Source organism: Speluncibacter jeojiensis (assembly GCF_029589495.1).
Lineage (GTDB): Bacteria > Actinomycetota > Actinomycetes > Mycobacteriales > Mycobacteriaceae > Speluncibacter > Speluncibacter jeojiensis.
Genome location: NZ_JAAIVF010000006.1, coordinates 84,837 through 111,140, shown reverse-complemented (window position 1 = coordinate 111,140; position 26,304 = coordinate 84,837). Strand labels below are relative to the sequence as shown.

The 26,304-nt window shown below is 71.3% G+C and carries 23 protein-coding genes, 1 tRNA gene, 1 other RNA gene and 1 pseudogene; 9 read left to right on the top strand and 17 right to left on the bottom strand.

What is annotated here, in order from left to right:
* Positions 1–29: 29 nt before the first annotated feature.
* The 3 genes from G4X40_RS17520 to G4X40_RS17510 are packed head-to-tail and all read right to left on the bottom strand — an operon-like array spanning position 30 to position 6,055.
* Positions 30–3,041, bottom strand: coding sequence for a bifunctional [glutamine synthetase] adenylyltransferase/[glutamine synthetase]-adenylyl-L-tyrosine phosphorylase (locus tag G4X40_RS17520; RefSeq protein WP_277834356.1), 3,012 nt, complete (start codon positions 3,039–3,041; stop codon positions 30–32).
* A complete protein-coding gene (gene glnA, locus G4X40_RS17515; protein ID WP_277834355.1) occupies positions 3,042–4,382 on the bottom strand; it encodes a type I glutamate--ammonia ligase in 1,341 nt (446 codons plus the stop codon).
* A gap of 35 nt (positions 4,383–4,417) precedes the next feature.
* Entirely contained in the window at positions 4,418–6,055 is a 1,638-nt protein-coding gene (locus G4X40_RS17510) for an alpha/beta hydrolase (RefSeq protein WP_277834353.1), read from the bottom strand.
* 188 nt (positions 6,056–6,243) lie between these two features.
* Between G4X40_RS17510 and panB the strand changes: the two genes are divergently transcribed.
* The 3 genes from panB to pip all read left to right on the top strand — a co-directional run bounded on the left by panB (position 6,244) and on the right by pip (position 8,698).
* On the top strand, positions 6,244–7,098 hold the full coding sequence (gene panB / locus G4X40_RS17505) for a 3-methyl-2-oxobutanoate hydroxymethyltransferase (RefSeq protein ID WP_277834351.1): 855 nt from the start codon (positions 6,244–6,246) through the stop codon (positions 7,096–7,098).
* A gap of 100 nt (positions 7,099–7,198) precedes the next feature.
* Positions 7,199–7,666: a hypothetical protein gene (locus G4X40_RS17500; protein WP_277834349.1), complete on the top strand. Its 468-nt coding sequence runs from the start codon at positions 7,199–7,201 to the stop codon at positions 7,664–7,666.
* A 66-nt stretch (positions 7,667–7,732) separates the two neighbouring features.
* Positions 7,733–8,698, top strand: a complete 966-nt coding sequence (pip, locus tag G4X40_RS17495) for a prolyl aminopeptidase (protein WP_277834346.1) — start codon at positions 7,733–7,735, stop codon at positions 8,696–8,698.
* Between the two features lie 13 nt (positions 8,699–8,711).
* Here pip and G4X40_RS17490 read toward each other — a convergent pair whose 3' ends face one another.
* The 3 genes from G4X40_RS17490 to rnpB form a co-directional block, all read right to left on the bottom strand.
* On the bottom strand, positions 8,712–8,897 hold the full coding sequence (locus G4X40_RS17490) for a hypothetical protein (protein WP_277834344.1): 186 nt from the start codon (positions 8,895–8,897) through the stop codon (positions 8,712–8,714).
* 45 nt (positions 8,898–8,942) lie between these two features.
* Complete coding sequence (locus tag G4X40_RS17485) at positions 8,943–9,494, bottom strand: potassium channel family protein (protein ID WP_277834342.1); 552 nt, start codon at positions 9,492–9,494, stop codon at positions 8,943–8,945.
* An 89-nt stretch (positions 9,495–9,583) separates the two neighbouring features.
* Positions 9,584–9,998: RNase P RNA component class A (rnpB, locus tag G4X40_RS17480), an RNA gene on the bottom strand.
* A gap of 113 nt (positions 9,999–10,111) precedes the next feature.
* Here rnpB and G4X40_RS17475 point away from each other — a divergent pair.
* Positions 10,112–10,636, top strand: a complete 525-nt coding sequence (locus G4X40_RS17475; protein WP_277834341.1) for a DUF1697 domain-containing protein — start codon at positions 10,112–10,114, stop codon at positions 10,634–10,636.
* Between the two features lie 341 nt (positions 10,637–10,977).
* Here the strand turns inward: G4X40_RS17475 and G4X40_RS17470 are convergent, their stop codons facing one another.
* The 5 genes from G4X40_RS17470 to cobC form a co-directional block, all read right to left on the bottom strand.
* The gene (locus G4X40_RS17470) at positions 10,978–12,402 is read right to left on the bottom strand and encodes a dicarboxylate/amino acid:cation symporter (protein WP_277834338.1); all 1,425 of its coding nucleotides are present in this window, start codon (positions 12,400–12,402) and stop codon (positions 10,978–10,980) included.
* 283 nt (positions 12,403–12,685) lie between these two features.
* The gene (locus G4X40_RS17465; protein WP_277834336.1) at positions 12,686–13,828 is read right to left on the bottom strand and encodes a bifunctional RNase H/acid phosphatase; all 1,143 of its coding nucleotides are present in this window, start codon (positions 13,826–13,828) and stop codon (positions 12,686–12,688) included.
* Positions 13,825–14,562 carry a zinc ribbon domain-containing protein gene (locus G4X40_RS17460; protein ID WP_277834335.1) on the bottom strand — a complete coding sequence of 246 codons (738 nt, stop codon included), beginning with the start codon at positions 14,560–14,562 and terminating at the stop codon, positions 13,825–13,827. The genes G4X40_RS17465 and G4X40_RS17460 overlap by 4 nt, the downstream gene beginning before the upstream one ends.
* An 81-nt stretch (positions 14,563–14,643) precedes the next feature.
* A complete protein-coding gene (locus G4X40_RS17455) occupies positions 14,644–15,768 on the bottom strand; it encodes a Nif3-like dinuclear metal center hexameric protein (RefSeq protein ID WP_408642241.1) in 1,125 nt (374 codons plus the stop codon).
* Positions 15,768–16,832 carry an Rv2231c family pyridoxal phosphate-dependent protein CobC gene (gene cobC / locus G4X40_RS17450; protein ID WP_277834333.1) on the bottom strand — a complete coding sequence of 355 codons (1,065 nt, stop codon included), beginning with the start codon at positions 16,830–16,832 and terminating at the stop codon, positions 15,768–15,770. Before cobC ends, G4X40_RS17455 begins: the two co-directional genes overlap by 1 nt.
* Positions 16,833–16,873: 41 nt before the next feature.
* Here cobC and G4X40_RS17445 point away from each other — a divergent pair.
* From G4X40_RS17445 to G4X40_RS17435, 3 genes and pseudogenes are all read left to right on the top strand, one after another.
* Positions 16,874–17,497, top strand: a pseudogene (locus G4X40_RS17445) (HAD hydrolase-like protein); the annotation flags it as partial.
* A 33-nt stretch (positions 17,498–17,530) separates the two neighbouring features.
* The gene (locus G4X40_RS17440) at positions 17,531–18,055 is read left to right on the top strand and encodes a low molecular weight protein-tyrosine-phosphatase (protein ID WP_408642247.1); all 525 of its coding nucleotides are present in this window, start codon (positions 17,531–17,533) and stop codon (positions 18,053–18,055) included.
* A 59-nt stretch (positions 18,056–18,114) separates the two neighbouring features.
* Positions 18,115–19,125 (top strand): SURF1 family cytochrome oxidase biogenesis protein, encoded by a 1,011-nt coding sequence (locus G4X40_RS17435; protein WP_277834331.1) that lies wholly within the window; start codon positions 18,115–18,117, stop codon positions 19,123–19,125.
* On the opposite strand, the gene G4X40_RS17430 is transcribed toward G4X40_RS17435, so the two are convergent.
* Positions 19,054–20,085, bottom strand: a complete 1,032-nt coding sequence (locus tag G4X40_RS17430; protein ID WP_277834329.1) for a cobalamin biosynthesis protein — start codon at positions 20,083–20,085, stop codon at positions 19,054–19,056. The two genes, G4X40_RS17435 and G4X40_RS17430, sit on opposite strands and share 72 nt — an antisense overlap.
* A gap of 75 nt (positions 20,086–20,160) precedes the next feature.
* On the opposite strand from G4X40_RS17430, the gene G4X40_RS17425 reads away from it, so the two are divergent.
* Together G4X40_RS17425 and G4X40_RS17420 are read left to right on the top strand one after the other, a co-directional pair.
* A complete protein-coding gene (locus tag G4X40_RS17425; protein ID WP_277834327.1) occupies positions 20,161–21,066 on the top strand; it encodes a PaaI family thioesterase in 906 nt (301 codons plus the stop codon).
* A gap of 32 nt (positions 21,067–21,098) precedes the next feature.
* A complete protein-coding gene (locus G4X40_RS17420; RefSeq protein ID WP_277834325.1) occupies positions 21,099–22,352 on the top strand; it encodes an NAD(P)/FAD-dependent oxidoreductase in 1,254 nt (417 codons plus the stop codon).
* Positions 22,353–22,383: 31 nt separating this feature from the next.
* Here the strand turns inward: G4X40_RS17420 and G4X40_RS17415 are convergent, their stop codons facing one another.
* The 5 genes from G4X40_RS17415 to G4X40_RS17395 all read right to left on the bottom strand — a co-directional run bounded on the left by G4X40_RS17415 (position 22,384) and on the right by G4X40_RS17395 (position 26,297).
* Complete coding sequence (locus tag G4X40_RS17415; protein WP_277834690.1) at positions 22,384–22,974, bottom strand: PadR family transcriptional regulator; 591 nt, start codon at positions 22,972–22,974, stop codon at positions 22,384–22,386.
* Between the two features lie 97 nt (positions 22,975–23,071).
* Entirely contained in the window at positions 23,072–24,682 is a 1,611-nt protein-coding gene (locus tag G4X40_RS17410; protein WP_277834323.1) for a flavin-containing monooxygenase, read from the bottom strand.
* Positions 24,683–24,749: 67 nt separating this feature from the next.
* Positions 24,750–25,439 (bottom strand): IclR family transcriptional regulator, encoded by a 690-nt coding sequence (locus tag G4X40_RS17405; RefSeq protein ID WP_277834688.1) that lies wholly within the window; start codon positions 25,437–25,439, stop codon positions 24,750–24,752.
* Positions 25,440–25,703: 264 nt separating this feature from the next.
* Positions 25,704–25,775, bottom strand: a tRNA-Val gene (locus tag G4X40_RS17400).
* Positions 25,776–25,832: 57 nt separating this feature from the next.
* The gene (locus tag G4X40_RS17395; protein WP_277834321.1) at positions 25,833–26,297 is read right to left on the bottom strand and encodes a peroxiredoxin; all 465 of its coding nucleotides are present in this window, start codon (positions 26,295–26,297) and stop codon (positions 25,833–25,835) included.
* Between the last annotated feature and the right edge of the window lie 7 nt (positions 26,298–26,304).

Below are 26,304 nucleotides of genomic sequence, written 5' to 3'. Positions count from 1 at the left end.
CCGCTCGGGCCCCGCCGACGGGGGTTGGATCACTCGCCGAAGGTGCGCTCCACGACCGCCTTCGCGCGACGGGTGACGCGCAGGTAGTGGTCGAGGAACTCGTTGGCGTCTCCCCCGGGCCACCCGGCGGCGTTCGCCACCGCCGCCAGCTGCCGCCCCGGACCGGGCAGTTGGTCGCCGGGCTTGCCGCGGGCCAGCACCAGCGCGTTGCGGGCATGCGTTGCGGTCAGCCAGGATTCGCGCAGCAACTCGGCGTCCTCGCGGCTGAGCAGGTCCGCCTCCGCGATCGCGTCGAGCGTCTGCAGCGTCGACGTCCCGCGCAGGTCCGGCACCTCGTGCGCGTGCCGCAGCTGCAGCAGCTGCACCGTCCACTCGATGTCGGCGAGACCGCCGCGTCCCAGCTTGGTGTGGGTGGCGGGATCGGCGCCGCGCGGCAGCCGCTCGGAGTCGACGCGGGCCTTGATGCGGCGGATCTCCTGCACCGCGGTCTGGGACACCCCGCCTGCGGGATAACGGAATTCGTCGATCATGTGCAGGAACCGCAACCCCAGGTCCGGATCGCCGGCGACCGCGTGGGCACGCAGCAGTGCCTGGATCTCCCACGACTGCGCCCACTGCTCGTAGTAGGCCCGGTACGACCCCAGGGTGCGGACCATCGGCCCGCTGCGCCCCTCCGGACGCAGCCCGGTGTCGACCTCCAGCGGCGGGTCCACACTGGCGGCGCCCAGCAGGGCCCGGACCCGCTCGGCGATCTCGGTGGCCCAGCGCACCGCCTCGGTCTCGTCGGCGCCCTCGACCGGCTCGCACACGAACAGCACGTCGGCATCGGAGCCGTAGCCGAGTTCGCCGCCGCCGAGCCGGCCCATGCCGATCACCGACAGCCGCGCCGGGGCGGGACGGCCGCGACCACGCAGCGACGCATCGGCCACCGAACGCAGCGCCGCCTCGAGCACCGCGACCCACACCGACGACAACGCCGTGCACACCTGCGGCACCGTGAGCATCCCGAGCAGGTCGGCCGAGGCCACCCGCGCGAGTTCGTGCCGCCGCAGGGACCGGGCCGCGGCGACCGCCCGGTCCGGGTCCCGGTAGCGCATCGACGACGACAGCAGACCGCGCGCGACGTCCTCCGGCTCGGCCTCGAGCAGCTTGGGCCCGTTGGCGCCGTCCGCGTACAGCCGCAGCACCTCGGGTGCCCGCATCAACAGGTCCGGTACATAGGCCGACGACCCGAGCACCGTCATCAGCCGCTGCGCGACCGCGCCCTCGTCCCGCAGGGTGCGCAGATACCAGGTCTGGTCGATCAACGCCTCGGACACCCGGCGGTACGCGAGCAGTCCGGCGTCGGGATCCGGTGTCTCGCCGAGCCATTCGAGCAGTGTCGGCAGCAGCAGCGCCTGGATGCGGCCCTTGCGCGAGGCTCCTCCGGTCAGCGCGCGCAGGTGGCCGAGCGCGTTCTCCGGGGCCAGGTAGCCGAGCGCGGAGAGCTGCCGGATGGCCGCCTCGGGGCTCAGCCGCAGCGCGGCCGAGTCGATCCGGGTGACCGATTCGAGCAGCGGGCGGTAGAAGAGCTTCGCGTGGAGCCGCCGCACCCGCAACGAGTTCCGCTTGATCTCGGCCCTCAGCACGCCCAGCGAGTCGGTTCGTCCGTCGGGCCGCATGTGTGACGCCCGGGCCAGCCAGCGCAGCGACTCCTCGTCGTCCGGCGCGGGCAGGGTGTGCGTGCGCTGCAGCCGCTGCAGTTGCAGGCGGTGTTCGAGCAGGCGCAGGAATTCGTACGAGGCCGTCAGGTTCGCGGCGTCGTCGCGCCCGACGTAACCGCCGGCAGCGAGCGCGGTGAGCGCCTCGACCGTCGACTGGACGTGCAGCGACTCGTCCGCGCGGCCGTGCACCAGTTGCAGCAGTTGCACCGCGAACTCGACGTCGCGCAGGCTGCCGCGGCCCAGCTTCAGCTCCCGCTCGCGCATCGCGGCCGGGACCATGTTCTCGACGCGACGGCGCATCGCCTGCACCTCGGGCACGAAGTCCTCGCGCTGCGAGGCGGTCCACACCATCGGGCCCAGCGCCTCGACGTACTTGCGCCCCAAGCCCATGTCGCCGGCCATCGGCCGCGCCTTCAGCAGCGCCTGGAACTCCCACGTCTTCGCCCACCGCTGGTAGTAGGCGATGTGCGAGTCGAGGGTGCGGACCAGCTCGCCCCGCTTGCCCTCCGGCCGCAGCGCGGCGTCGACCTCGAAGAAGGCCGCCGTCCCGATCTGCATCATCTCGGCCGCGATCCGGCTCGCCTTCGCGTCGGCGGGCTCGGCGACGAACACGACGTCCACGTCGCTGACGTAGTTCAGTTCCCGCGCACCGCATTTGCCCATCGCGATCACGGCGAGCCGCACCGGGCAGGGCTCGTCCGGATAGACCGTGGCCACGGCCACCGCGAGCGCGGCGGTCAGCGCGGCGTCGGCGAGGTCGGACAGGTGCCGGCCGACCGCCGGGAACGCCAGCACCGGCTCGTTCTCCACGACCGCGGCGAGGTCTGCGGCCGCCAGGATCAGCAGCTGGTCGCGGTACTCCTTGCGCAGCAGCGCGACAGCCTCCGGACCGGTCACCGCGGCGCGCAGCACCGGACCGCCCGGACACCCCTCGTCGGCGGTGGCCCGCACGACCTCCAGGAAGCGCGCGGTCATCCGGTCGGCCGGCGGCAGGTCGTTGCCGGTGGTGAGCCGCCGCCAGCCCTGCGGGTCGGTGACCAGGTGTTCACCGAGCGCCGTCGACGCGCCGATCACCGCGAACAGCCGGCCGCGCAAGGTCCGATCGGCGTGCAGCGCCTCGGCCAGTTCCGGCCAGCCGTCGCCGAGCGCCTCCTTGAGCTGCGTCAGCGTGCGCAGCGACAGGTCGGCGTCCGGTGCCCGCGACAGCGCCCAGAGCAGATCGATGTGCGCCTCGGTCGTCCATCCGAGGTCGGCCAGGTCGGCGGCCGCAGCGGGTTCGACCAACCCGAGCCGGCCCGGGCCGGGGATCACCGAGCGTGCTGTCGGAGGCCGGATCATCTACAGCCCCAGGTAGTTCTGCAACTCGAACGGCGTGACCAGACTGCGGTAGCCGTCCCACTCCTGACGCTTGTTGCGTAGGAAGAAGTCGAAGACGTGCTCCCCCAACGTCTCTGCCACCAGCTCCGAGCTCTCCATCGCCGACAACGCCTGGTCCAGACTCGTCGGCAACCCCTTGTAACCCATCGCCCGGCGCTCGCCCGGAGTCAGCGCCCAGACGTCGTCCTCGGCCTCCGGCGCGAGTTCGTAACCGCCCTCGATGCCCTTGAGACCCGCGGCCAGCAGCACCGCGAACGACAGGTACGGGTTGCAGGCGGAGTCCGGGGTCCGGATCTCGACCCGGCGAGACGACGCCTTGTTCGGCGTGTACATCGGCACCCGGACCATCGCCGACCGGTTCGCCGCGCCCCACGTCGCCGCGGTCGGCGCCTCCCCGCCCACGATCAGCCGCTTGTACGAGTTGACGTACTGGTTGGTGACCGCGCTGATCTCGTTCGCGTGCTCGAGAATGCCTGCGATGAAAGCCTTTCCGGTCACCGACAGCTGCAGCGGGTCATCCGGGTTGTGGAAGGCGTTGTTCTCGCCCTCGAACAGGCTCATGTGCGTGTGCATCGCCGAACCCGCGTGCTCGCTGAACGGCTTGGGCATGAACGTCGCCCGCACGCCCTCCTGGATGGCGACCTGCTTGACCAGGTAGCGGAAGGTCATCACGTTGTCCGCCATCGACAGCGCGTCGGCGTAACGCAGGTCGATCTCCTGCTGGCCGGGGGCGGTCTCGTGGTGGCTGAACTCCACCGAGATCCCCATCGACTCGAGCGCGTCGATGGCGTGCCGGCGGAAGTTCGGCGCCGCGTCGTGCACCGCCTGGTCGAAGTAGCCGCCGTTGTCCGCGGGCACCGGCGCCGACCCGTCGGACGGGCCGTTGCGCAGCAGGAAGAACTCGATCTCCGGGTGCACGTAGCAGCTGAAGCCGAGGTCCGCCGCCTTGTTGAGCTGACGTCGCAGCACATGGCGCGGGTCGGCCCAGGAGGCGGTGCCGTCGGGCATCGCGATGTCGCAGAACATGCGCGCCGAATGCTGGGCGCCGTCGGCGTGCGCCCACGGCAGCACCTGGAACGTCGACGGGTCGGGCTTGGCGACCGTGTCGGCCTCGGAGACCCGGGAGAAGCCCTCGATCGCGGATCCGTCGAAGCCGATCCCCTCCTCGAACGCGCCCTCGAGTTCAGCGGGCGCGATCGCCACCGACTTGAGGTAGCCGAGGACGTCGGTGAACCACAACCGGACGAACCGAATGTCGCGCTCTTCTAGGGTCCGGAGCACGAATTCCTTCTGGCGATCCATGTCCGCGAGCCTAGCGTGAACGCTGTCGGTGCGCCTCAACGACCGCAGGTCAAACCCGCTGCCGGAGTGGTCAGATCGACAAGGTACTTCGTGACCGCGTCGTCGACACAGGAATTGCCGTCCAGCGTCGCGGTGTGCTGGGTGCCCTCGAAGGTGATCAGCGAGCCGCCGAGCGCCTTCGCCAGGTCGACGCCGGCCTGGTACGGGGTCGCCGGATCGTGGGTCGTGGAGACGACGACCGTCGGGGCCAGTCCGGGCGCGTTCACCTGCCGCGGGGACAGCGTGTTCGGCACCGGCCAGAACGCGCACAGGTCGAGCGGCGCATTGCCGGTGCCCCGGCCGTCGTCGAGGAAGGGCGCCGCCTTGCGGTAGGCCATGTCGGCCTTCCCCGCCACCGCGCGATCCTTCTGCGGCGGGTCGTCGACGCAGCGGATCGCGTTGAACGCGTCCGTCGAGTTGGAGTACTTCCCGTCGTCGTCGCGGCCCTCGTAGAGGTCGGCGAGCTGCAGCAGGGTGTCGCCGCGATCCTGGGCGAGTTCGTCGAGACCGGTGCGCAGCGCCGGCCACAGCTGCGGCGAGTACAGCGCCTGCATGACCCCGGTGATGGCGTCGGCGTAACTCAGCCCTCGCGGGTCGGTCGTGCGGGCGGGATGCGCGATCAGCGGGTCCACCAGCGCGCGGAACTTCTTGTTCGCCTGGGCCGGATCGTCGCCGAGTGCGCAGTCGGACGCCTTCGCACAGTCGGCCGCGAAGCCGTCGAACGCGCTCTGGAAGCCGGCGCCCTGGGCGATCTGTTCCTGCACCGGATCCTGCGCCGGGTCGAGCGCCCCGTCGAGCACCATCGCGCGCACGTGCGTCGGGAACTGCTCGGCGTAGACGGTGCCGAGGCGGGTGCCGTAGGAGAAGCCCAGATAGTTCAGCTTCGGGTCGCCGAGCACCGCCCGGATCACGTCCATGTCCTTGGCGACCTCACGGGTCCCGACGTGCGCGAGCAACTCGTCGCCGCTGCGTTTGGTGCACCGGGCCGCGTAGGTCTTGCGTTCCTTTTCGATCTTCGCGATGCCGGCCGGGCTCATGTCGACGTCGGGCAGCGTGCGCTGGTGGTCGGCCTCGGCGTCGGTGAGGCAGTGCACCGCCGGCGTGGAGGAGCCGACTCCGCGCGGGTCGAAGCCGACCAGGTCGAAACGTTTCCCCAGCTCCGCGTTGGACACCGTCTGGCCGAGACTGCCCGCCACCAGCTGCAGCCCCGAGCCGCCCGGGCCGCCGGGGTTGACCAGCAGCGAGCCGATCTTGCTCCCGGTGGCCGCCAACTTCATGATCGCGACCTTCGCCGTCGGTCCGTCCGGCTTGTCATAGTCGATCGGCACGGTCACCCGCGCGCAGGACAGCAGCGGATTGGCGAACTGGTCGGGCGAATCGCCGGTGGTCACGAAGGCGCTGCACGGCTGCCAGTCGAGCTTCTGGTCGTAGAAGCGCTCCAGCCCCGCGGGGACCGCCGGGGCGGAGCTGGGCGCCGGCGCGGACGACTGCGGCAACTTGCCGGCCGACGTCGACGCCGCCGGCGACGACCCCGCCTCGGCCTGCCCGTCGGTCTGACGTGCACACCCGGCACCGACCAGTCCCACGATCAGAAGTGCGGTCAGGACAATCGGGTACCGCCGGACTCGCTGCATGCCGCGATCGTGCCACGCCGACCTGTCCCCGATCACATCGCCAGGTCGGGGCCGCACACCCCGAAAACTGACGGTGACCTGCGTCACTGCGCCGTTCCCCGGGCTCCGCACCGATGGCACACTGGGGGCGTCATCACAACCCACACCCGGGGACCCGCATCGGGCCTCGAGGGCAGAAAGGGACAACGATGTCCGAAAATTCTCCGTACGGTGCTGCGCCCACCTCGGCCGCGACCGGAGCCGCGAAGCGGACCAAGACCCGCGTGCACCACCTCGCCGAGATGAAACTGCGCGGCGAGCGGTGGGGCATGCTCACCGCCTACGACTACTCCAGCGCCCGCATCTTCGACGAGGCCGGCATCCCGGTGCTGCTGGTCGGCGACTCCGCCGCCAACGTCGTCTACGGCTACGACACCACCGTCCCGGTGACCACCGAGGAACTGCTGCCGCTGGTGCGCGGCGTGGTCCGCGGCGCGCCGCACGCACTGGTCGTCGCCGACCTCCCGTTCGGCAGCTACGAGGCCTCGCCGGAGCAGGCGCTCGCCACCGCCACCCGCTTCTTCAAGGAGGGCCTCGCCCACGCCGTCAAGCTGGAGGGCGGCGTCCGGGCGGCCCCGCAGATCGCGGCGCTCACGGCGGCCGGCATCCCGGTGATGGCGCACATCGGCTTCACCCCGCAGTCGGTCAACGGGCTCGGCGGCTTCCGTGTGCAGGGTCGCGGCGACGGGGCGAGCCAGTTGCTCGACGACGCGCTCGCGGTCGAGGAGGCGGGCGCCTTCTCGGTGGTCATGGAGATGGTGCCGGCCGAACTGGCGGGCCAGGTCACCGGCAAGCTGACGATCCCGACGGTCGGCATCGGCGCCGGCGCCGACTGCGACGGCCAGGTGCTGGTCTGGCAGGACATGGCCGGCTACACCTCGGGCAAGACCGCCAAGTTCGTCCGCCGCTTCGGCGAGGTCGGCGCGGCGCTGCGCGAGGCCGCCACCGGGTACGCCGACGCCGTACGCGAGCGCAGCTTCCCCGCCGCCGAACACAGTTTCTGATCTGATCCACGGGCGAGTCCGGGTGCGGCGCTGCCGCACCCGGACTCGTCGCACCGCCGCGTTTCCACCCCGCCATGCCCGCGCCACGAAGGGAACCGTTGTGACCGTCACCGTTTCGCCCTCCCCCACTCGGCATCGGGTCCGGTTCCGCCGCGCCGCACTGCCGCTCGCCGCCCTCGCGCTGGCCGCGACGGCCTCCGCCTGCACGAGCACCGGCACGCCCGAATCGACCGGCCAGGGCTCCCCCGTACCGCCCGCCACCGCGGCGCCGGCGCCCGGCGGCGCCACCCTGCCCGGCGGGGTCTCGGCCGCTGCGGCACAGAAGCTGTGCGACAGCCTGGAAAGCCAGCTGCAGTCGATGCGCACCTACACGCTCACCCCAGGCAAGATCACGCTCAACGGGGTCGTCGCCACCTGGGCCACGCAGAACGGGATCAACGTCGTCGACCTGGCCACCCACAAGGAGCGCGTCGACGCGATCACGCAGGCCCAGTGCCCGCAGGTCCGCACCGATGTGACCAAGGCGCTCGAGATCCCGGACCTCGCCTCCGGTCTGCTCGGCATCTGATCCCGGCACGTCCGAACCGCTACGAGGCGCTGCGGTTCGGACCTCCGGCGCGATCCGGCTGGCAGGATGGCGCCCATGCGCACCCTCTATCCGAGGATCGAGCCCTACGCCGAGGGGATGCTCGACGTCGGCGACGGCCAGTTGATCCACTGGGAACAGTGCGGCAACCCGGACGGCAAGCCCGCGGTGTTCCTGCACGGCGGACCGGGCGGCGGCAGCAATCCGCAAGCGCGGCGGGCTTTCGATCCGCAGGCGTACCGGGTGGTGCTGTTCGACCAGCGTGGCTGCGGCCGCTCGACACCGCATGTCGCCGACGGGGCCGACCTGTCGATGAACACCACCGGGCGCCTGGTCGCCGACATCGAGACGCTGCGCACCCATCTGGGCATCGAACACTGGCAGGTGTTCGGCGGCTCCTGGGGGTCGACGCTCGCACTGGCCTATGCGCAGGCCCATCCTCGGAGAGTCACCGAAATGGTGTTGCGCGGGATCTTCCTGCTGCGCCGCAGCGAGATCGACTGGTACTACAACGGCGGCGCAGGTCACCTGTTCCCCGAGTGGTGGTCGCGTTTCCTCGCGCCCGTACCGCCGGACGAGCGCGACGGCGACCTCGTCGAGGCGTATCACCGACTGCTGCATCACGACGACCCCGCGGTCGCGTTGAACGCCGCGGTCGCCTGGTCGATATGGGAGGCCGCGACCAGCAGCCTTCTGCCGCAACCGAACCGGATCACCGAGAACGCGGACCCGCGGTTCGCGCTGGCGTTCGCTCGGATCGAGAACCACTACTTCCGCCACGGCGGCTTCCTCGACGAGGGCCAGTTGCTCGCGGACGCCGGCGCGTTGGCCGGCATCCCCGGCGTGCTGGTGCAGGGCCGCTACGACGTGGTGTGCCCGGCCACCAGCGCGTGGGAGCTGCAACGGGCCTGGCCCGATGCCGAACTCGTCGTCGTCGACGACGCCGGCCACTCGTTCGCCGAGCCCGGCATCACCCATCACCTCGTCGAGGCGACCGACCGCTTCCGCCGCTGAGCGCGCCTGTGGCTCAGTTGTTCCAGCGGTCGTCGGCCTCGTCCGCGGATTTGTTCCGCGCCGCGGCGATCTCCAGCGCACGCTCCGCGGTGGCCCGGTCCGGGTAGGGCCCGAGACGGTCCAGCCCGCGTGCCTGTTTGCCCTGGCGCACGGTGTGGTCGCTCAGGCAGTAGTACCAGCCCTGGTCCTCGTCGTCCATGTCCGAGAGTCTGCCCCGGTTGCCGGGGCGTCGCCAGGGAAACGGTCACGCCTCGCCGGGGTGCCGCGCCTCGGCCGCGCGGCGATCGCGGCCGATCCGCGCCGCGGCCGTCAACAGCTTCACCCCGATCGCGAGCATCCCGAGGTTCGCGAGCATCTGCACCGTCACCAGCACGCGCGCCAGTTGGCTGTGCGCGGTGATGTCGCCGAAGCCGACGGTCGCCAGCACGGTCACCGTGAAGTAGAGCGCGTCGACGCGGGTCAGCGGCCCGCCGAAGCTGTCCGCGGACTGCGCCGCCAGCACGTAGTAGACGGTCGCGAACACCAGGATGAACAGCGGCACCGTCACCGTCAGTGCCTGCGCACCGCGGACCACCGGACGATCCGACACCATGATCCGGTTGACCTGCCAGCTCATCAGCGCGACAACGACCAGCAGGCCGACGGTGGTCATCCCCACCGGCCCGAGCGGGACCAGGCCGTCCAGCGGCAGCAGGAAATACAGGGCCGTGAGCACCGTGGTGGACACTGCGGCGCGCAGCAGCACCCCGAACAGCGTCCGGCGCCGGGCCCGCCGCTCGGCCACCTCATCCCGCATCCGCACGCCCCTCGAAGGACAACCGCCACCGTGTGTTCCGGCGTCGGGCCACCGGGCCGACGCCTGCCGGTAAGGGTAGGCGGACGGGGCGGACGAGTTGGCCTGTAAGCCGGATCCTGTTCCCGGCGCCGAAACGCCGGGCGGCGACCATCCATCTGGGCACACCGTCGCCGGGTACCTCGAGCGGTCCACCCGCAGGCTCGGGCGAGCAGCCCTCGGACACCTGCGCAGCCGCACCTTCGAGAAGGTGCGGCCTTTGACCTTGCTCCGGGCGGGGTTTACCGAGCCACCCCGGTCACCCGGGGTGCTGGTGCGCTCTTACCGCACCGTTTCACCCTTACCGGCCTGACGGCCGGCGGTCTGTTCTCTGTGGCACTGTTCCCGCGAGTCACCTCGGGTTGCCGTTGGCAACCGCCCTGCTCTGTGGAGTCCGGACTTTCCTCGGCACCTGGCCTGCCCACATCCGTGAACGGTTCCCTGTGCCGCGGCCGCCCGGCCAACTCGTCCGCCCGTACAGCGTACTGTGCCGCCGCGCGGTGACCGAGCCGACCACCAGCGTCGCCGCGGCGGCACCCGATCGCCGGGCAGATGTCCCTGTCCCCCAGTAGGTTCTGCGCATGACGCGCTACATCACACTGCTCCGCGGCATCAACGTCGGCGGAATCAACATCAAGATGGCCGATCTGCGGGCCGCGGTCGCCGACCTCGGATACGCCGACGTCAAGACGGTCCTGGCCTCGGGCAACGTGCTCTTCGACAGCGACCGCACCGACGTCGCGGGACTGAAATCCGAACTCGAGGCCCGGCTGCGGGACCGGTTCGGCTACGAGGCGTGGGTGATCGTGCTGGACCAGGCCACGCTGCGCGCGGTCGTCGACGGCTATCCGTTCGAGCCCGACCGCGAGGGATGGCACCCGTACGTGCTCTTCGGTTCCGACCCCGCCGTGCTCACCGAACTGCTCGACCTCGCCCCCGACCTGGACCCGTCACTCGAGCGGGTGCGCGGCGGCGACGGCGTCCTGTACTGGGAGGTCGAGCGCGGCCACACCCTCGACAGCCGCTTCGGCAAGACGACCGGCCGGGCGCGCTACAAGCCGAGCACGACGACCCGCAACCTGCGCACGCTACGCAAGTTGTTGTGACCGATCGTGACGCCCCCGACCTGGCCGAACACCCGCCGGATCGTTAGCACACGGAAGTGCGTAAAGGTTGCTGTGAACGCCCGGAACCACTTACCCCGGGCGCGTGGGGTCGCTATCTTTTCCCGCGGCAACCGCCCCACGAAGTAAGGAGAAACACATGAACTCCAGCGGATCCTTCTCGACGCTCTTCAGCACCCTGCTGTCCGCGCTCGGCAGCGGCAGCACCGGCGGTGGTGGCGCCAACGGCACCGGGGGCGTCAGCCTGTCGGCCTGATCCGCTCGGTGTGAACGGGGGTGGGACCACACCGGTCCCACCCCCGTTCCGCGTCTGCGTCCGGTCGTCAGACGCCGGCCGGTACGCGCTGCTGCTCGCGCTCCGTCGCCGTCGCCTCGCCGGCGATCGCCTCCGTCGCGTCGCTGTCGTCGGCGAACGGGTCGCCACCCCGGTCGGCGTTGTAGAGGTTCTCGTCGAGGATGCCCTCACGCTTGGCGACGATCACCGGCACCAGCGCCTGACCGGTCACGTTGACCGCGGTGCGGCCCATGTCCAGGATCGGCTCGACGGCCAGCAGCAGTCCCACCCCGGCGAGCGGCAGCCCCAGCGTGGACAGGGTCAGGGTGAGCATCACGGTCGCGCCGGTGGTGCCGGCGGTGGCGGCCGAGCCGATCACCGCCACCACGACGATCAGCAGATAGTCGGTCACCGACAGGTGCACGCCGTAGAACTGGGCGACGAAGATCGCCGCCACCGCCGGGTAGATGGCCGCGCAGCCGTCCATCTTGGTGGTCGAGCCGAGCGGCACCGCGAACGACGCGTAATCGCGCGGCACGCCCAGATTCCGCTCGGTGACCCGTTCGGTCAGCGGCAGCGTGCCGATCGACGATCGCGAGACGAATCCGAGTTGTGTGGCCGGCCACACACCGGAGTAGAAGCGGCGCACCGACAGCCCGTGGACGCGGATCAGCACCGGGTAGACGACCAGGAACACCAGTGCCAGACCGAGGTAGATCGAGACCGTGAACCAGCCCAGCTGGCCCAACGCGTTCCAGCCGTAGGTGGCGACCGCCTTGGCGATCAGCGCGGCGGTGCCGATAGGCGCGAGCCGGATGATCCACCACAGCACCTTCTGCACGATCGCGAGCAGGGCGGCGTTGAAGTCGAGGAACGGCTGCGCCTTCTCCCCCACCTTCAGCGCCGCGATGCCGATCGCGACCGCGATCACCAGCAGTTGCAGGACGTTGAAGTTGAGCACGGTGGCGGCGACGCCGTCCGTCACCGTCGTCTTGGCGCCGAGTGCCAGGAAGTTCTGCGGCACCAGGCCGGTGAGGAAGGCCCACCACGATCCCGACGATGCGGGTGCCGCGGCCGACGCGGCGTCGATGCTGGTGTGGGCGCCGGGCTGCACGATCAGGCCGATGACGATGCCGATGACGACGGCGATCAGCGCGGTCAGTGCGAACCACAGCAGGGTCCGCACCGCGAGCCGCGCGGCGTTGGCGACCTGACGCAGGTTCGCGATGGAGCTGACGATGGCGGTGAACACCAGCGGGATCACCGAGACGGTGAGCAGCGCGACATAACTGGTCCCGATGGTGGTGACCGTGCCGGCCAGCCAGTTCGGGTTGCCGTCGGCGGCGGCGGGCAGTGCGCGGGCGATCACGCCGAGCAGGACGCCGGCGATCAGGCCGAGGAGGATCTGGGTTCCGAAGGAGGTTGCCCAGGCGGGCAGGCGGCGTCCGGTGCGGACGCGGGAGGAGGCCGACATGCGGCGGGGCCTTTCTGGCGGACACGCGCGGGCCACGGCGTGGGCGGGGCGCGTGAATGAGGTGCTGCGCGACGGGCGCGGCAGCCGACGACTGTGGGCTGGTCCCGGGACTCGACGGTCGACCGGGGCTCAGCGCGAACAGACGGCGCTCGACTGCAGACAGTTGTCGACATAGCGTCGGCAGGTCAGCAGCGGAGTCACTCGGCAGATATTAGCGCTCCGCGCCCGTGAGTGCGTTGCGGGGTCCCGACCACGCACCGTGCTCACAGGCGGCGGAGCCGCCTCAGAGGTGGGAGGTGTCGTTGACCAGCCGCACCGACGAGCCGCCGTCGGGATAGAACTCGGCGATGCTCAGCGAGGCCAGGTCGAGGTGCAGGCGGTACAGCAGCGACGGGCCCGCGTCGAGCGCGATCCGCAGCAGTTCCTTGATCGGTGTCACGTGCGAGACCACCAGCACGTTCGCCGCGCCGTAGGTGCGCACGAGCCGGTCGCGGACGTCGGCGATCCGGACCGCGACCTCGTCGAAGCTCTCCCCCCGCGGCGGCCGCACCGAGGTGTCTCCCAGCCAGCGACCGTGCAGTTCGGGGTCGCGCGCGGCAGCCTCGGCGAACGTCAGCCCCTCCCAGTCGCCGAAGTCGGTCTCGATCAGACCCTCGTCGACGACCACCTCGGCGCCGAGCGCGTCGGCCGCGGCCTGCGCGGTCGCCCGGGCCCGCGCCAGCGGCGACGAGACGACCGCGGCGATGCCGCCACGCGCGCCCAGCCGCCGGGCCGCGGCCGCGGCCTGTGACCGTCCGAGCTCGGTCAGTTCGGGGTTGCCCCGCCCGGAATAGCGGCGCTGCACCGACAGCGGGGTCTGCCCGTGGCGCAGCAACAGCAGCCGGGTCGGCTTGCCGACCGCGCCCGTCCACCCGGGCGAACCGGTCGCCGCCGAACCCGTCGTCGGTGCGGCGGGCGTCGCGCGCACCGGCTCGGTGGACACGGCCTCGGCGGTCACGGCCTCGGCGGCGTCCATCGCCACATTGGCGAGGCGGTCGGCGTGGGCGTTCTGGGCGCGCGGGATCCACTCGAACTCCACCCGCGCGAAGCCGGCCACCAGCTCTCGGGCCCGGGCGGCGAGCGGAATCATGTCCGGGTGCTTGATCTTCCAACGCCCGGACATCTGCTCGACGACGAGCTTGGAGTCCATCCGCACCGCGACCTCGTCGGCACCGAGTTCCGCCGCCGCGGTCAGCCCCGCGATCAGCCCCCGGTACTCGGCGACGTTGTTGGTCGCGATGCCGAGGTTCTCGGACCGCTCGGCGAGCACCTCGGCGTGGTCTGCGTCGAACACGACCGCGCCGTAGCCGGCGTTGCCCGGGTTGCCGCGCGAGCCGCCGTCGGCCTCGAGCACCACCCGGGCCGGACGCGCACCCGGCACCGTCACAAGCCGGATTCCTTGGTGCGCACCAGGATTGCGCCGCACTCCTCGCAGCGGATCAGTTCGTCGTCGGCGGCCGCGGCGATGCTCGCGATGACGCCACGGTCCAGCTCGATGCGGCAGGCCCCGCAACGGCGGGCCTGCAGCAGCGCGGCGCCGATGCCGTGCGCGACCCGCTGCTTGTCGTAGATCGCGAGCAGCTCGGGCAGGAAGTTTCCGACGAGTCCGGCGCGCTGCGCGGTGCAGCGGTCCTCGGCGGTGTCCAGGTCGGCGACCGCGTCGTCGCGTCGGCGGGTGGCATCGATCAGCGCGTCGTCGATCTGGCTCAGCTGCGCACCCGCGTGGTCGTGGTCGGCGACACTCGCCTCACGCCGCTCCATCACCTCGAGCAGCTCCTCCTCGAGCACCGACTGGCGGCGCTGCAGGGTTCCGAGCTCGTGCTGCAGTTCGCTGAGCTGCTTTGCCGGGACCGCGCCCGAATCGAGTCGCTCGCGGTTGCGGCGTTCGCGTTCGCGCACCGCGTCGACCTCGCCCTCGAGCTTGCGGATGTCGCGGTCGAGGTCGTCGAGCACGATCTCGACCGACACCGCGGCGTCCTTGCGCTGTTGCCGGTCGCTCTCGAGTCGATCGATCTCCTGCGCCTCCGGCAGCACCCGGCGACGGTGGGCGATGCGGACCAGTTCCGCATCGACGGCAGCGAGGTCGAGCAGGTTTCGCTGCACCGCGGGATCGACTTTCACTCGGCTATCTCCTTGCTCGTCGGGCGGCATGTCCGCCCCGTGTGTGTCGCCCAACCGTACCGTTCCGCGCGGCGCCGTCCGTCACCTCTGGGCGACCGTCCAGGGATCGGTGCGGATCGTGCTGACCGTGGCCGTCAACCGGTCCCCGAACGCAGCCTCGAGCACGGACCGTGCCTGCGCGCACCAGGGGAACTCGCTCGCCCAGTGCGCGACGTCGACTAGCGCGGGCCCGCCGGCGCGCAGGTGCTCGTCGGCCGGGTGATGCCGCAGGTCGGCGGTGACATAGGCGTCCACGCCGAGCCTGCTCACCGTGGACAGCAGCGAATCGCCGGCCCCGCCGCACACCGCGACGGTGCGCACCTTCCGCTGCGGGTCGCCGGCGGCGCGCACCCCCCACGCGGTGGCCGGCAGCGCCGCGGCCACGGTGGCGGTGAACTCGGCGAGGGTCTGCGGCTGCGGCAGTTCGCCGACCCGGCCGAGTCCGCGCGGCGAGTCCAGCGGTGCGGACTCGAACACGTCGAACGCCGGTGACTCGTACGGGTGCGCCGCCAGCAGCGCGGCCAGCACCCGGCCGCGCAGCCCGCGCGGCGCGAGCACCTCGACCCGGTCCTCGGCGACCTGCTCGAGCTCGCCGATCGTGCCGATCGTCGGGTTCGCGCCACCCTGCGGCCGGAACCGGCCGGTGCCGGCGACCGTCCAGCTGCATTCGCGATAGTCGTCGATCTCCCCCGCGCCGGCCGCGAACAACGCCCGGCGGACCGTGTCGGTGTCGGTCTGCGGGGCCAGCACGACCCATTTGTCGGTGGCCGGCTGCGGCAGCGGGCCGATCGGGCCGCGTACGACCAGCCCCAGCGCGGCGGCCAGCGCGTCCGAGACCCCCGGATCGGCGGAGTCGGCGTTCGTGTGCGCGGTCATCAGTGCGCACCCGGACCGGATCAGCCGGTGCACCAGCGCACCCTTCGGGGTGTGCGCGCCGACCGTGTCGACGCCGCGCAGCAGCAGCGGATGGTGGACCAGCAGCAGCTGGGCGCCCGCCCCGATCGCCTCATCGACGACGGCCTCGGTCGCATCGACGGCGATCCGGATCGTGGAGACCTCGTCGTCCGGGTCGCCGGAGACCAGCCCGACCGAGTCCCAGTCCTCCGCCAGGTGTGGCGGATAGGCCCGGTCGAGTTCGGCGATGACCTCAGCCAGCCGCACACCCATCAGTGGTCCTCCCTCTCGTGTGATGTCCCGCAACCGATTTCGTTCAGCGCAACGACCAGCTCGCGCACCTGTTCCGGATCGCGGACGGCGACCCGCAGGTGGTCGGCGGTCAGCCCGGGGAACGTGTCGCACCGCCGGACCGCGATGCCGCGCGCACGCAGCGCCGTCCGTACGCGCTCGCCGCCGGGCACCCGCAGCAGCAGGAACGGCCCCGCCGCGGGCAGGTGCACACGCACCCCGATCGCGGTCAGCGCCGCGACCATCTCGGCCCGTTCGGTCTCGATCAGCTCGGCCTGGCGCCGCGCCGCGGCGGTCGCCTCCGCGGTGCTGCACGCCTCGATCCCGGCCAACTGCAGGGTGCCCAGCGGCCAGTGCGGACGACCGTGGGCCAGCCGGGCCAGTACCTCCGGCGCACCGAGCGCGTAGCCGACCCGCAACCCGGCCAGCGCCCAGGTCTTGGTCAGGCTGCGCAGCACCAGCACGTCCGGCAGCGACAGTCCGGCCACGGACTCGCGCTCCTCGATCACGGCGTCCGCGAAGGCCTCGTCGACCACGACGATCCGCCCGGGCCGGCGCAGCGCGAGCAGCGTCTCGCGCGGGTGCAGCACCGACGTCGGGTTCGTCGGATTGCCCACCACCACCAGGTCGGCGTCGTCGGGGATGCGGTCGGGGTCGAGCCGATACGGCTCGTCGAGCACCACCCGCCGCACCGGCACCCCGGCCTCGCGCAACGCCAGTTCGGGTTCGGTGAACGACGGGTGGACGACGGCCGCCAACCGCGGGGCCAGCCGCGGCAGCAGCGCGAAGCCCTCCGCCCCGCCGGCGAGCAGCAGCACCTCCTCGGGGCTGCGACGGTGCCGCCGCGCGACCTGCCCGCGCGCCCGCCGGTCCTCGGCGGCACCCGGGTAGCGGCCCAGGTCGCCGATCCGCTCGGTCAACGCCTCCTGCAGCCATCGCGGCGGCGCGCTGCCACGCACGTTGACCGCGAAGTCGAGCAGGCCCTCGCCCGCCTCGACGTCCCCGTGGTGGCGCAGCGCGGTGAGATCGAGTGCCGCCGCATTCATGCCCCGGGATCCTACTGACCGACCTGGGCCACAATGGGCGCATGCCCGATCGACCGATCACCACCGTCCTGTTCGACCTGGACGGCACCCTGACCGACTCGGAGGCCGGTATCGTCGCCGGCTTCCGGTACGCGCTCGAGGCCGTCGGCGCGCCGGAACCGTCCGCCGCGGTGGTGGCCGACGTCGCCGGGCCACCGATGTTCGACACACTGACCTCGCTGGGGATCGACGGCGAGCGCCGGGACGCGGCGCTGGCCGCCTATTCCGAGCAGTACGACGCCGTCGGCTGGGCGCAGAACGCGGTGTTCGACGGTGTCGAGGACCTGCTGACCGAGTTGCACGCGGCCGGGCTGCGACTGGCGGTAGCGACGTCGAAGGCGGAGTCCCGCGCGGTCCGGATCCTCGAGCACTTCGGACTGGCGCGGCACTTCGACGTCATCGCCGGCGCCAGCGCGGACGGCACCCGCCGCGCCAAGGCCGATGTCATCGCCCGCGCACTGTCCGGACTCGGCATCGCGCCCGACGACGCCGCGGCCGGGGTGCTGATGGTCGGCGACCGCGAGCACGACGTCGCCGGGGCGGCCCGCTTCGGCATCCCGGTGGTGTTCGTCGGCTGGGGATACGGTCGCCCCGCCGAGGCGGACGACGCCGACTGGACCGTGCACTCCGTCGCCGAACTCCGGAAGGTGATCATGGACCTGACCCGCACCGAACCCCCGGTCACCGAGCCGGACGCCGAACCGACCACCGCGCCGCGCACCGAAGCGCTGCACGTCAGCTTCGTGTGCACCGGGAACATCTGCCGGTCCCCCATGGCGGAGAAGATCTTCGCCGAGCACCTGCGCCGAGCGGGCCTGACCGACCGCGTGCGGGTCTCCAGCGCAGGCACCTCCGGCTGGCACATCGGCGACGACGCCGACGAGCGGACCAACGTGGTGTTGCGGGCGCACGGGTATCCGACCGGACACGCCGCCGCCCAGGTCGACGACGATCACCTCGACGCCGATCTGTTGCTCGCGATGGACACCGGCCACCTGCGCGCGCTGCTCGCGCTCGGTGTCGATCCCGAGCGCGTGCGGTTGCTGCGCAGCTTCGACCCGGACGCGGACGACGACGAGGTCGCGGACCCCTACTACGGCGGCGCCGACGAGTTCGAGCGCGTGCGCGTCGAGGTCGAGGACGCGGTGCCCGGGCTGCTCGAGTGGGTCCGCGAACAACTGTGAGACGGCTGTGCGCACGGCCCCTGACCTGTGCACTTCCGATGATGGCTTACCGTTGAGCCGTGCGAAGGCTCTCGTTCTTGTTCCGGCCCGGCTGGTTGGCCCTGGGTGCCGTGGTCGCGGTCTTCGCGGTCATGTGCTTCACGGTGCTGGCGCCGTGGCAACTGGGCAAGAACACCACGACCTCGCACCGCAACACGCTGATCACCGATTCGGTCAAGTCGACGCCGGTGCCGCTGGCGCAGGTCCTGAACGGCAAGACCGTCGCCCCGAGCGGTGACGAGTGGCGGCGGGTGACCGTCGGCGGTCACTACCTGCCGGACAAGCAGGTGCTCGAGCGTCTGCGCGTCATCGACGACAACCCGGCCTATCTGGTACTGGCCCCCTTCGCGCTCGACGGCGGCGAGGGCACCATCCTGGTCAACCGCGGCTACGTCCGCCCGGTCCAGGGCACCCAGCCGCCGGCGGTGGCCGCACCCCCGGCCGGCCACGTCACCCTGCAGGCGCGGATCCGGGCGGCCGAGCCGGTCGATCCGGGCCGCAGCCCGGTCACCGAGGCCGGCTGGCAGCAGGTCTATTCGATCGACCCGACCCAGGTCGGCCAGATCACCGGGCTGCCGCTGCTCGGCGACTACCTGCAGCTCGAGGCGGACCAGCCCGGCGGGCTGGGGGTGATCGCGCTGCCGCAACTCGACTCGGGGCCGTACCTGTCCTACGGGCTGCAGTGGCTGGCGTTCGGCATCATGGCGCCACTGGGCCTGGCCTACTTCGTCCGCGCCGAACTGCGCGAGCGCAAGCGGCGCCGCCAACAGCAGCAGGAGATCGACGCGCTGACGGCCGGGGACGCTGTGCCTGCGGATCCGCCATCGGACGGTCCTGCAGCGGGCGAGAAGACCGCACCGGTCGAGGATCCGGCGCCGGCCGAGAACATCGCGACGCCGGCGGCCGCCGCGACGCCCGCCGACGATCTCGACCACGTGCTGCGCGGACGTCGCCGCCGGTCACACGCCGACGCGCCCGCGTTGACGGCGACGCAGGCCAAACTGGCCGACCGCTACGGCGACCGCCGCTGACACCGCCGCCGCGCCGTACTGCACGGCCGTCGACAGCCGGGCCGCACGGGCCAGGTCGGCGATGGCCGGGCGCGGTCCCGCACCGAGCGTCGGTCGCAGTTCCGCGCCGTGCGCGTATTCGGTGAGCCCACCGAGCGCCACCCCCAGCGCGCCCGCCGCGGACGCCTCGACGACACCCGCATTGGGACTGGGATGACCGGCGGCGTCGCGACACCACGCCGACCACGCCTCGGCGGGATCCCCGCCGACGACCGGGGCGCTCGCGACCGTCAACGCGCCGCACAGCCGCGCGGGCAGCAGGTTCGCCACGTCGTCGAGGCGCGCCGCCGCCCAGCCGAACCGCAGATGCCGCGGCGACCGGTAGCCGATCATCGCGTCGAGTGTGTTGACCGCGCGGTAGCCGAGCAGTCCGGGCACCCCGGCGACCGCACCCCACAGCAGCGGTGCGACCGCGGCGTCGGCGGTGTTCTCGGCGACCGACTCCACCGCCGCTCGCGCGAGGCCGTCCGCGTCGAGCAGGTTCGGGTCGCGGCCGCACAACGACGGCAGCAGCGCGCGGGCCGAGGCCAGATCGCCGCCGCTCAGATGCTCGGCCATCTGCCGGCCGGTCGCGGCGAGGGTGGTCCCGCCGAGCACCGTCCAGGTGGCCGCCGCGGTACCGAGGATCTCCCACACCCGGCCGCGGCGGCGCAGCAACCGCGCGGCGACCGCCCCCGCTCCGGCCGTCCCGCCGACGAGGACCGCCACGTGCACCACCCCGGCGAGGCGGTGGTCCCGGTAGCCGCGGGCCTCGGCCGCCATCGCGATCCGACCGAATCCGGCGACCGGGTGGCCGCGCCGCGGGTCCGCCCACAACCGGTCCGCGGCGAAGCCGAGCAACAGCCCGGCCGCGCGGCCGAGTCCACGACCCCGGCCGCCGGAGGGTCGGCGCGGGTCGAGGTCACGGCGAGCAGCTGTCATGGGGACTGTTCTAGCAGCCGCCGCCGAGCAGGATCCGCTCCGGTCGGCGGGCGCGGACGGTGATAGAGAAGACGGATGCCCCACGCCATCGGCCCCGCCGTGCCCGCCCTCGACCGCGTCAACACGATGATGGGCGTCGAGGCCCACCTGACCGCCTCGGGCCGGCGGGTGCTGCGGCAGCGGATCGGGCGCAGGTTCCACGACCACCGGGGACGCACCGTGCTCGGCTCGGTCGGCGTGCTGGTCGACACCGGACTGGGCGGCGCCGCGTATGCGGGCATGAGCGTCAAGCCGCGGTCGGTGGTCTCGCAGATGAGCATCGCGATGGGCGCGCCGATGCCGGCCGAGGGGCTGCTGACCGTGTCCGCGCACTCGGTGCATCTCGACGACGAGTCGGGGCTCGGCCGCGGCGAGGTGCTCGACGGCGACGGCGCCGCCGTGCTGTCGACGCTGTCGCGGGTGCTGACGGTGTCGCGGTCGGGCACCGCGGCCGCGGGCGACGACGACGGGCCGGTCGCGTTTCCCGAGCCCGAGCCGTGCTGCACGCCAGACGAACTCGCCGGGCGCTCCGGCGCCGAGGTGGTGACGGGCATCTCCGCCGGACGCCTGCCCCGCGGGCCGCTGGCGGGGCTGCTCGGTTTCGAGGTGTCGGCCGCCGAACGCGGGAGAGTCGTCGCGCAGGTGCAGCCGCAGTCGTGGATGAGCAACATGCTCGGTTCCGTCCAGGGCGGGATCCTCACCTCGATCGCCAACCTTGTCTCCGAGTTCGCGGCCCAGTCGCTGACGGAGGCCGGGCAGGATTACCGGTTGCTGGACCTGCGCCTGGAATTCCTGCGTTCGCCGTCCGTGGACGGGCCGTCGATCCGGGCCGAATCAGAAGTGGTCCGGGCCGGACGCAGGCTGGCCGTTGTGGAATCGCAGCTGCTCGGCGGCGACGGCCAGGTGCTGGCGCGGGCGGGCGCGACCGCGCAGTTGCGCTGACGGCACGGCGCCACGCGGCTACCGTCGGACGCATGGCGACGACGATTTCCCGTCAGGTGGTGGTGGTCGGTGCCGGATTCGCCGGCGTGGCCGTGGCGCAGCACCTGGCGCGCAAGGGCATCGAGGTGCTGGTGGTCGACAAGAACAACTACCACCAATTCCAACCGCTGCTGTATCAGGTCGCGACCTCCCAGATCGGCATCTCCGAGGTGGCGCGCCCGCTGCGCGGCATCTTCCGCCGGTCCCGATCCGTGCGCGTGGTGGTCGCCGAGGCGAGCGCCGTCGACGCGACCGCGCGCACCGTCACGCTGGCGGACGGCACGGTGTGCCACGCGCAGATCCTCGTCATGGCACTCGGCGCCGAGGTCAACTTCTTCGGGACGCCCGGGGCCGAGGAGCACGCCTTCCCGCTCTATTCGCTCGACGACGCCGCCCGACTCGGCTCCGCGCTGATCGGTGAACTCGACCGCGCCGACCTGGCGGCGGACTCGGCGATGGGCCTGGACGTCATCGTCGTCGGCGCCGGCGCGACCGGGGTCGAGGTGGCCGGCGCGCTGGCCGAGAACCTGCAGTTGGTGGTCCGGCGGGTGTATCCACACCAGCAGACCGGAACCGTCCACCTCGTCGACATGGTCGATGTCGTGCTCGGGCCGTTCTCGGCGAAGTCGCAGCGGTACGCCACCGAGCGGCTCACCGACTACGGGGTCCGCCTCCACCTCGGCTCCGGGGTCACCGAGGTCCGGCCCGACGGTGTGACGCTCGCCGACGGGAGCGTCATCGAGGGCCGGATCGTCATCTGGGCCGGCGGACTCCAAGGCAACGCGCTGCTCCGCGGTTCGGGCCTGCCCCAGGGCCGCGGCGGGCGCGTCGACGTGGCCCCGGACCTGACCGTTCCCGGATTCGACGGCGTGTACGTGCTCGGCGACTCCGCGAACATCACCGACGCCAAGGACCGCAAGCTGCCGCAATTGGGTTCGGTCGCACAGCAATCCGGCAAGTGGGCCGCACGGAACATCCACGCGGACCTCAGCGGAGGGGCGCGCGCCCCGTTCGCCTACCGCGACAAGGGCATCATGGCGATGGTCGGCCGCGGCGCCGCCGTCGCCGAGTTGGGGACCAGACGTCTGCAATTCCAGGGGCCTCCGGCGTTCCTCGCCTGGCTCGGGGTGCACGCGGCACTGCTCTCGGGTGTGTGGCAGCGGGTCGGCGCGGTCGCGTCGTGGAGTGTCGCCTTCCTGACCAGCCACCGTCCGCAGGCGGTCCTGCCGCGGATCGGACAACGCTGATCGACGAGATGCCGACCGGCGAAGCACCGGTTCACCGCTCGTCCGCGTCGCGCCAGCTCCCCAGGTGCACGGGCACCGGCAGACCCGACTCCGTGTGCTCGACCCCGCCGACGATGGCGGCGGATTCGTCGATGTCGGCAAGCAGCGCGTTCGCCAGATCGATCTCGGCCTGGAAGTACCGCTCGGACCACCGCAGGCTCAGCGTCGGATAGGCCCAGGCGGGCTCGTCGACCGACCGCTGTGCCTGCCGGCGCGCCCGGTCGCGGATCTCGACGAGATTGTCGATGTGCGCCCGCACCATCTCCTTGAGCCGCTCGGGTTCACAGAGGTGGCCGAGCCACAAGCGCAGCATCACACCGTGTTTGAGCACCGGCAGTTCCACCGGGGCGTTGTTCGCCCAGGACCGCACCGCGACGACGCCGGCCGGGGTGATCTCGTAGACGCGTTTGCTCCGGCTCCCGGGCTCCGAAACCGATTGCGAGGAGACCAGTTCGAGCGATTCGAGCTTCTTGAGCTCCGAATAGATCTGGCTGACCGACGGGCTCCAATAGAAGTAGCTGATGCTGTTGCCCGCCCACTTGCGCAGGTCGTTGCCGGTCAGCGCCTCGCCGAAGGAGAGCATGCCCAGCACCGCCCATGCGGTCGCCGGCAGATCGGGGTGGACCTCGGCGTATTCGGACTGCGCTGACACGACCGGAGGGTAGCAGGGGCTTCGCCGCCTAACGGACGGCGAAGCCCTTGTATCCGGATTCGGCGACCTCGGTGATGATGTCGCGGTAGGCGGAGAAGCCGCCGAGAAACGGCATGAACACCCGCGGCCGGCCGGGGATGTTCGCCCCCAGGTACCAGGAGTTCGCGTTGTTCAGCAGCGACGACTCGGCACGGGTGCGGCACTCGTCGACCCACTCGGCGACCGCCTCGGGCTCGGCCTCGATCGCGCTCGCACCGCGGTCGTCGAGGTACGCGACGGCGTCGGCGACCCAGTCGACGTGCAACTCCGAGTGCAAGACCATGTTCGCCAGCACCGACGGACTACCCGGGCCGGTGAGGTTGAAGAAGTTCGGGAATCCGTCGATGCCCAGACCCAGGTACGTCTGCGGGCCTGCAGCCCACTTGTCCTTGAGCGTCTGCCCGCCCCGGCCGATGACCTCGAGTTTGTCGAGCGAGCCGGTCATGGCGTCGAACCCGGTCGCCAGCACGATCGCGTCGAGGTCGTAATGCCCTGCCTCCGTAGCGATTCCGGCGGCATCCATCCCGACGATCGGCGCGGCCTTGAGGTCCACCAGCTCGACGTTGTCGCGGTTGTAGGTCTCGTAGTAGCCCGAGTCGGTGACGATCCGCTTCGCGCCGATCGCGTGGTCGTTCGGGATCAGCAACTCGGCTACCGCCGAATCGTCGATGACCCCACGCACCTTGTCTTCCCAGAACATCCGTGCGGTGTCGTTCGCCGCCGTGTCGGTGAGTTGGTCGGGGAACGTCTTCGAGAACAGCACGCCGCCGAGCTGCCAGCGTTCCTCATATGCGGCGGCCCGTTCCTGCTCGGACGCTTCGAGGGCCTTCTTCGGATACGCCCGGTGCGGCGATCCGCCGCCGGATTCCCACGACATCCGGCGACGCTCGGGATAGGACGCCTTCTGCGCGGCACGGGTCGCGTCGTCGAGGGGCGCGTTGCCGGCGGGGATGGAGTAGTTCGCGGTGCGCTGGAACACGAACAACTTCTCGGCCTGCCCGGCGATCAGCGGAATCGACTGGATCCCCGACGATCCCGTGCCGATCACCCCGACCCGCTTGCCGGTGAAGTCGATACCCTCGTGCGGCCACTGCGCGGTGTGGTGGACCTCGCCCGCGAACTCGTCCAGACCGTGGAAGGCGGGGGTGTTCGCGTTCGACAGCGGCCCCGCCGCCACCACGACGAACCGCGTCGACACCCGCTCGCCGGTGTCGGTGCGGACCGTCCACCGCAGCGTGGCCTCGTCGAGGGTCGCCGACGTCACCCGCGCGTCGAACGTGATGTGGCGGCGCAGGTCGAACCGGTCTGCGACATGCTCGAGGTAGGCCAGGATCTCCGGCTGCGTCGCGTACTTCTCGCTCCAGTCCCAGTCCTGTTGCAGTTCCTCGGAGAACGAGTACGAGTAGTCCACCGACTCGACGTCGCAACGCGCTCCCGGATACCGATTCCAGTACCACACGCCTCCGGGACCCGATCCGGCCTCGAAGCCGCGCACGGTCAGCCCCTGCTCCCGCAGCCGATACACCGCGTAGAGTCCGGCGATCCCCGCACCCACCACGACCGCATCCACCGACGCACGGATTGTTGTGGACTCGTTCAACTCTCAACTCCCTTGACTTGTCTGCTTTGTTCCTGCGTCCGTGTCCACTCCCGGGCGGACGCCGGGGTCACATCTTGTTGCGCTGCCACTCCCGCCAGATCTGCGCGGCGGCGCGCTGCACCGGAAGCCGCAACATCGGGTCGCCGGACACCCGGACCGCCGGGCCGCAGACCGACACCGCTGCGATCGCGCCGCCGGTGGGGCCCCGGCCGATCGGCGCGGCGACGCAGGAGTAGCCGGCCGCCGCGACCTCGTGGTCGTATGCGAGGCCGTGCTGCCGAATCCGGTTGAGGTCGGCGCTGTTCCGTCCGGTTCCGCTAGTTGCGAGCAGGCACTTCCCGATCGCCGACAGGTGCGCCGGGTACCGGCCGCCGGCCCGGGTGGGCACCCTGGTGTCGAGGTGGCCGCCGAGCTTCTCGAGGTAGACGACGTCGGTTCCCTCGAGGATCCCCAGGTGCACGATGCACTCCGTGGCGCGGTAGAGCTCGCAGAGGCTCGGCAGCGCGATCTTGCGCAACGGGTTCGTGTGCATGGCCGTCGAACCGAGCTCGAGGATCTGCAGCCCCAGCGCATAGTCCCCGCCCTGCCGGGTCACCCAGCGCAGCCCGACCAGCCGCTCGAGCGTCCGGTGCACCGAGGACCGCGGCAGCCCGGTCCGGGCGACGATCTGAGTCAGGTTCAGCGCGTGGGTACCACCGAGGGCATCCAGGATGCGCGAGGCGCGATGCAGCGTGCTCGTCGGGACCTCTTCCAGCATCTGGGTCACGTCACTCCACCTCACTACCCCACGCCTACCTCGCTATTTCAAATCGAAATTAGACCAGAAAGCGCAGTCGAGTGCAACGGGTCACAGGAAGTCGATCTCACGCGGGAACACACACCCCCCGACGGCAGGCGAAACGTGATCGGGACAAGCGTCGGCAACGCGCCGACCGTGCGGCGGAGCAGCGACACCTCCGCTACGAGAAAGAGAAAAGTGCCCCTCACCTGATCACCCAGGTGAGGGGCACTTTCCATTCGGTGGGCGCGACAGGGATCGAACCTGCGACCGCCTGTGTGTAAGACAGGAGCTCTACCGCTGAGCTACACGCCCCGACCACGTCGGCAGGGCCGACCGATCGTCTACCGTCGGCGCAGCCGAAAATCCGCCTCAGGAATGTAGCGCGGCGAGCGCGTTCTCCCAAGCCGCCTGGTCACGCGGTTCACCGGGGCCGTTCATCTCGGAGAACCGGATGATCCCCTCCTTGTCGACGACGAAGGTCCCCCGGTTGGCGATGCCCGCCGCGTCGTTGAACACCTCGTACTGCTGCGCGACGGCGCCGTGCGGCCAGAAGTCCGACAGCAGCGGGAACGTGTACCCCTGCTCGGCCGCCCAGATCTTGTGCGTCGGCGACGGGCCGACGGAGATCGCGAGGATCTCCGCATCGTCGTTCTGGAAGGTCGGCAGCGAGTCGCGGACCCGGCACAGCTCGCCCTGGCACACCCCCGTGAACGCCAGCGGGTAGAACACCAGCAGCACGTTCTTGCGCCCACGGAACGACGAGAGCGTCACCTCTTGGTTGTTCTGGTCCTTCAACGTGAAATCGGGCGCCTCGGCGCCGACCGGCAACGGCATCTGTCAT

Excerpts from the sequence above, each read along its gene's own strand:
- G4X40_RS17455 (WP_408642241.1), bottom strand. The coding sequence starts at position 15,768 with ATGGGTGTGCGGCTGGCTGAGGTCATCGCCGAACTCGACCGGGCCTAT.
- G4X40_RS17490 (WP_277834344.1), bottom strand. The coding sequence starts at position 8,897 with ATGGACGACGAGGACCAGGGCTGGTACTACTGCCTGAGCGACCACACC.
- panB (WP_277834351.1), top strand. The coding sequence starts at position 6,244 with ATGTCCGAAAATTCTCCGTACGGTGCTGCGCCCACCTCGGCCGCGACC.
- G4X40_RS17415 (WP_277834690.1), bottom strand. The coding sequence starts at position 22,974 with ATGCTCTCCTTCGGCGAGGCGCTGACCGGCAACGACCTGCGCAAGTGG.
- G4X40_RS17425 (WP_277834327.1), top strand. The coding sequence starts at position 20,161 with ATGCCCCACGCCATCGGCCCCGCCGTGCCCGCCCTCGACCGCGTCAAC.
- glnA (WP_277834355.1), bottom strand. The coding sequence starts at position 4,382 with ATGGATCGCCAGAAGGAATTCGTGCTCCGGACCCTAGAAGAGCGCGAC.
- G4X40_RS17520 (WP_277834356.1), bottom strand. The coding sequence starts at position 3,041 with ATGATCCGGCCTCCGACAGCACGCTCGGTGATCCCCGGCCCGGGCCGG.
- G4X40_RS17420 (WP_277834325.1), top strand. The coding sequence starts at position 21,099 with ATGGCGACGACGATTTCCCGTCAGGTGGTGGTGGTCGGTGCCGGATTC.
- G4X40_RS17395 (WP_277834321.1), bottom strand. The coding sequence starts at position 26,297 with ATGCCGTTGCCGGTCGGCGCCGAGGCGCCCGATTTCACGTTGAAGGAC.
- G4X40_RS17430 (WP_277834329.1), bottom strand. The coding sequence starts at position 20,085 with ATGACAGCTGCTCGCCGTGACCTCGACCCGCGCCGACCCTCCGGCGGC.
- G4X40_RS17470 (WP_277834338.1), bottom strand. The coding sequence starts at position 12,402 with ATGTCGGCCTCCTCCCGCGTCCGCACCGGACGCCGCCTGCCCGCCTGG.
- G4X40_RS17475 (WP_277834341.1), top strand. The coding sequence starts at position 10,112 with ATGACGCGCTACATCACACTGCTCCGCGGCATCAACGTCGGCGGAATC.
- cobC (WP_277834333.1), bottom strand. The coding sequence starts at position 16,832 with ATGAATGCGGCGGCACTCGATCTCACCGCGCTGCGCCACCACGGGGAC.
- G4X40_RS17485 (WP_277834342.1), bottom strand. The coding sequence starts at position 9,494 with ATGCGGGATGAGGTGGCCGAGCGGCGGGCCCGGCGCCGGACGCTGTTC.
- pip (WP_277834346.1), top strand. The coding sequence starts at position 7,733 with ATGGCGCCCATGCGCACCCTCTATCCGAGGATCGAGCCCTACGCCGAG.
- G4X40_RS17405 (WP_277834688.1), bottom strand. The coding sequence starts at position 25,439 with ATGCTGGAAGAGGTCCCGACGAGCACGCTGCATCGCGCCTCGCGCATC.
- G4X40_RS17510 (WP_277834353.1), bottom strand. The coding sequence starts at position 6,055 with ATGCAGCGAGTCCGGCGGTACCCGATTGTCCTGACCGCACTTCTGATC.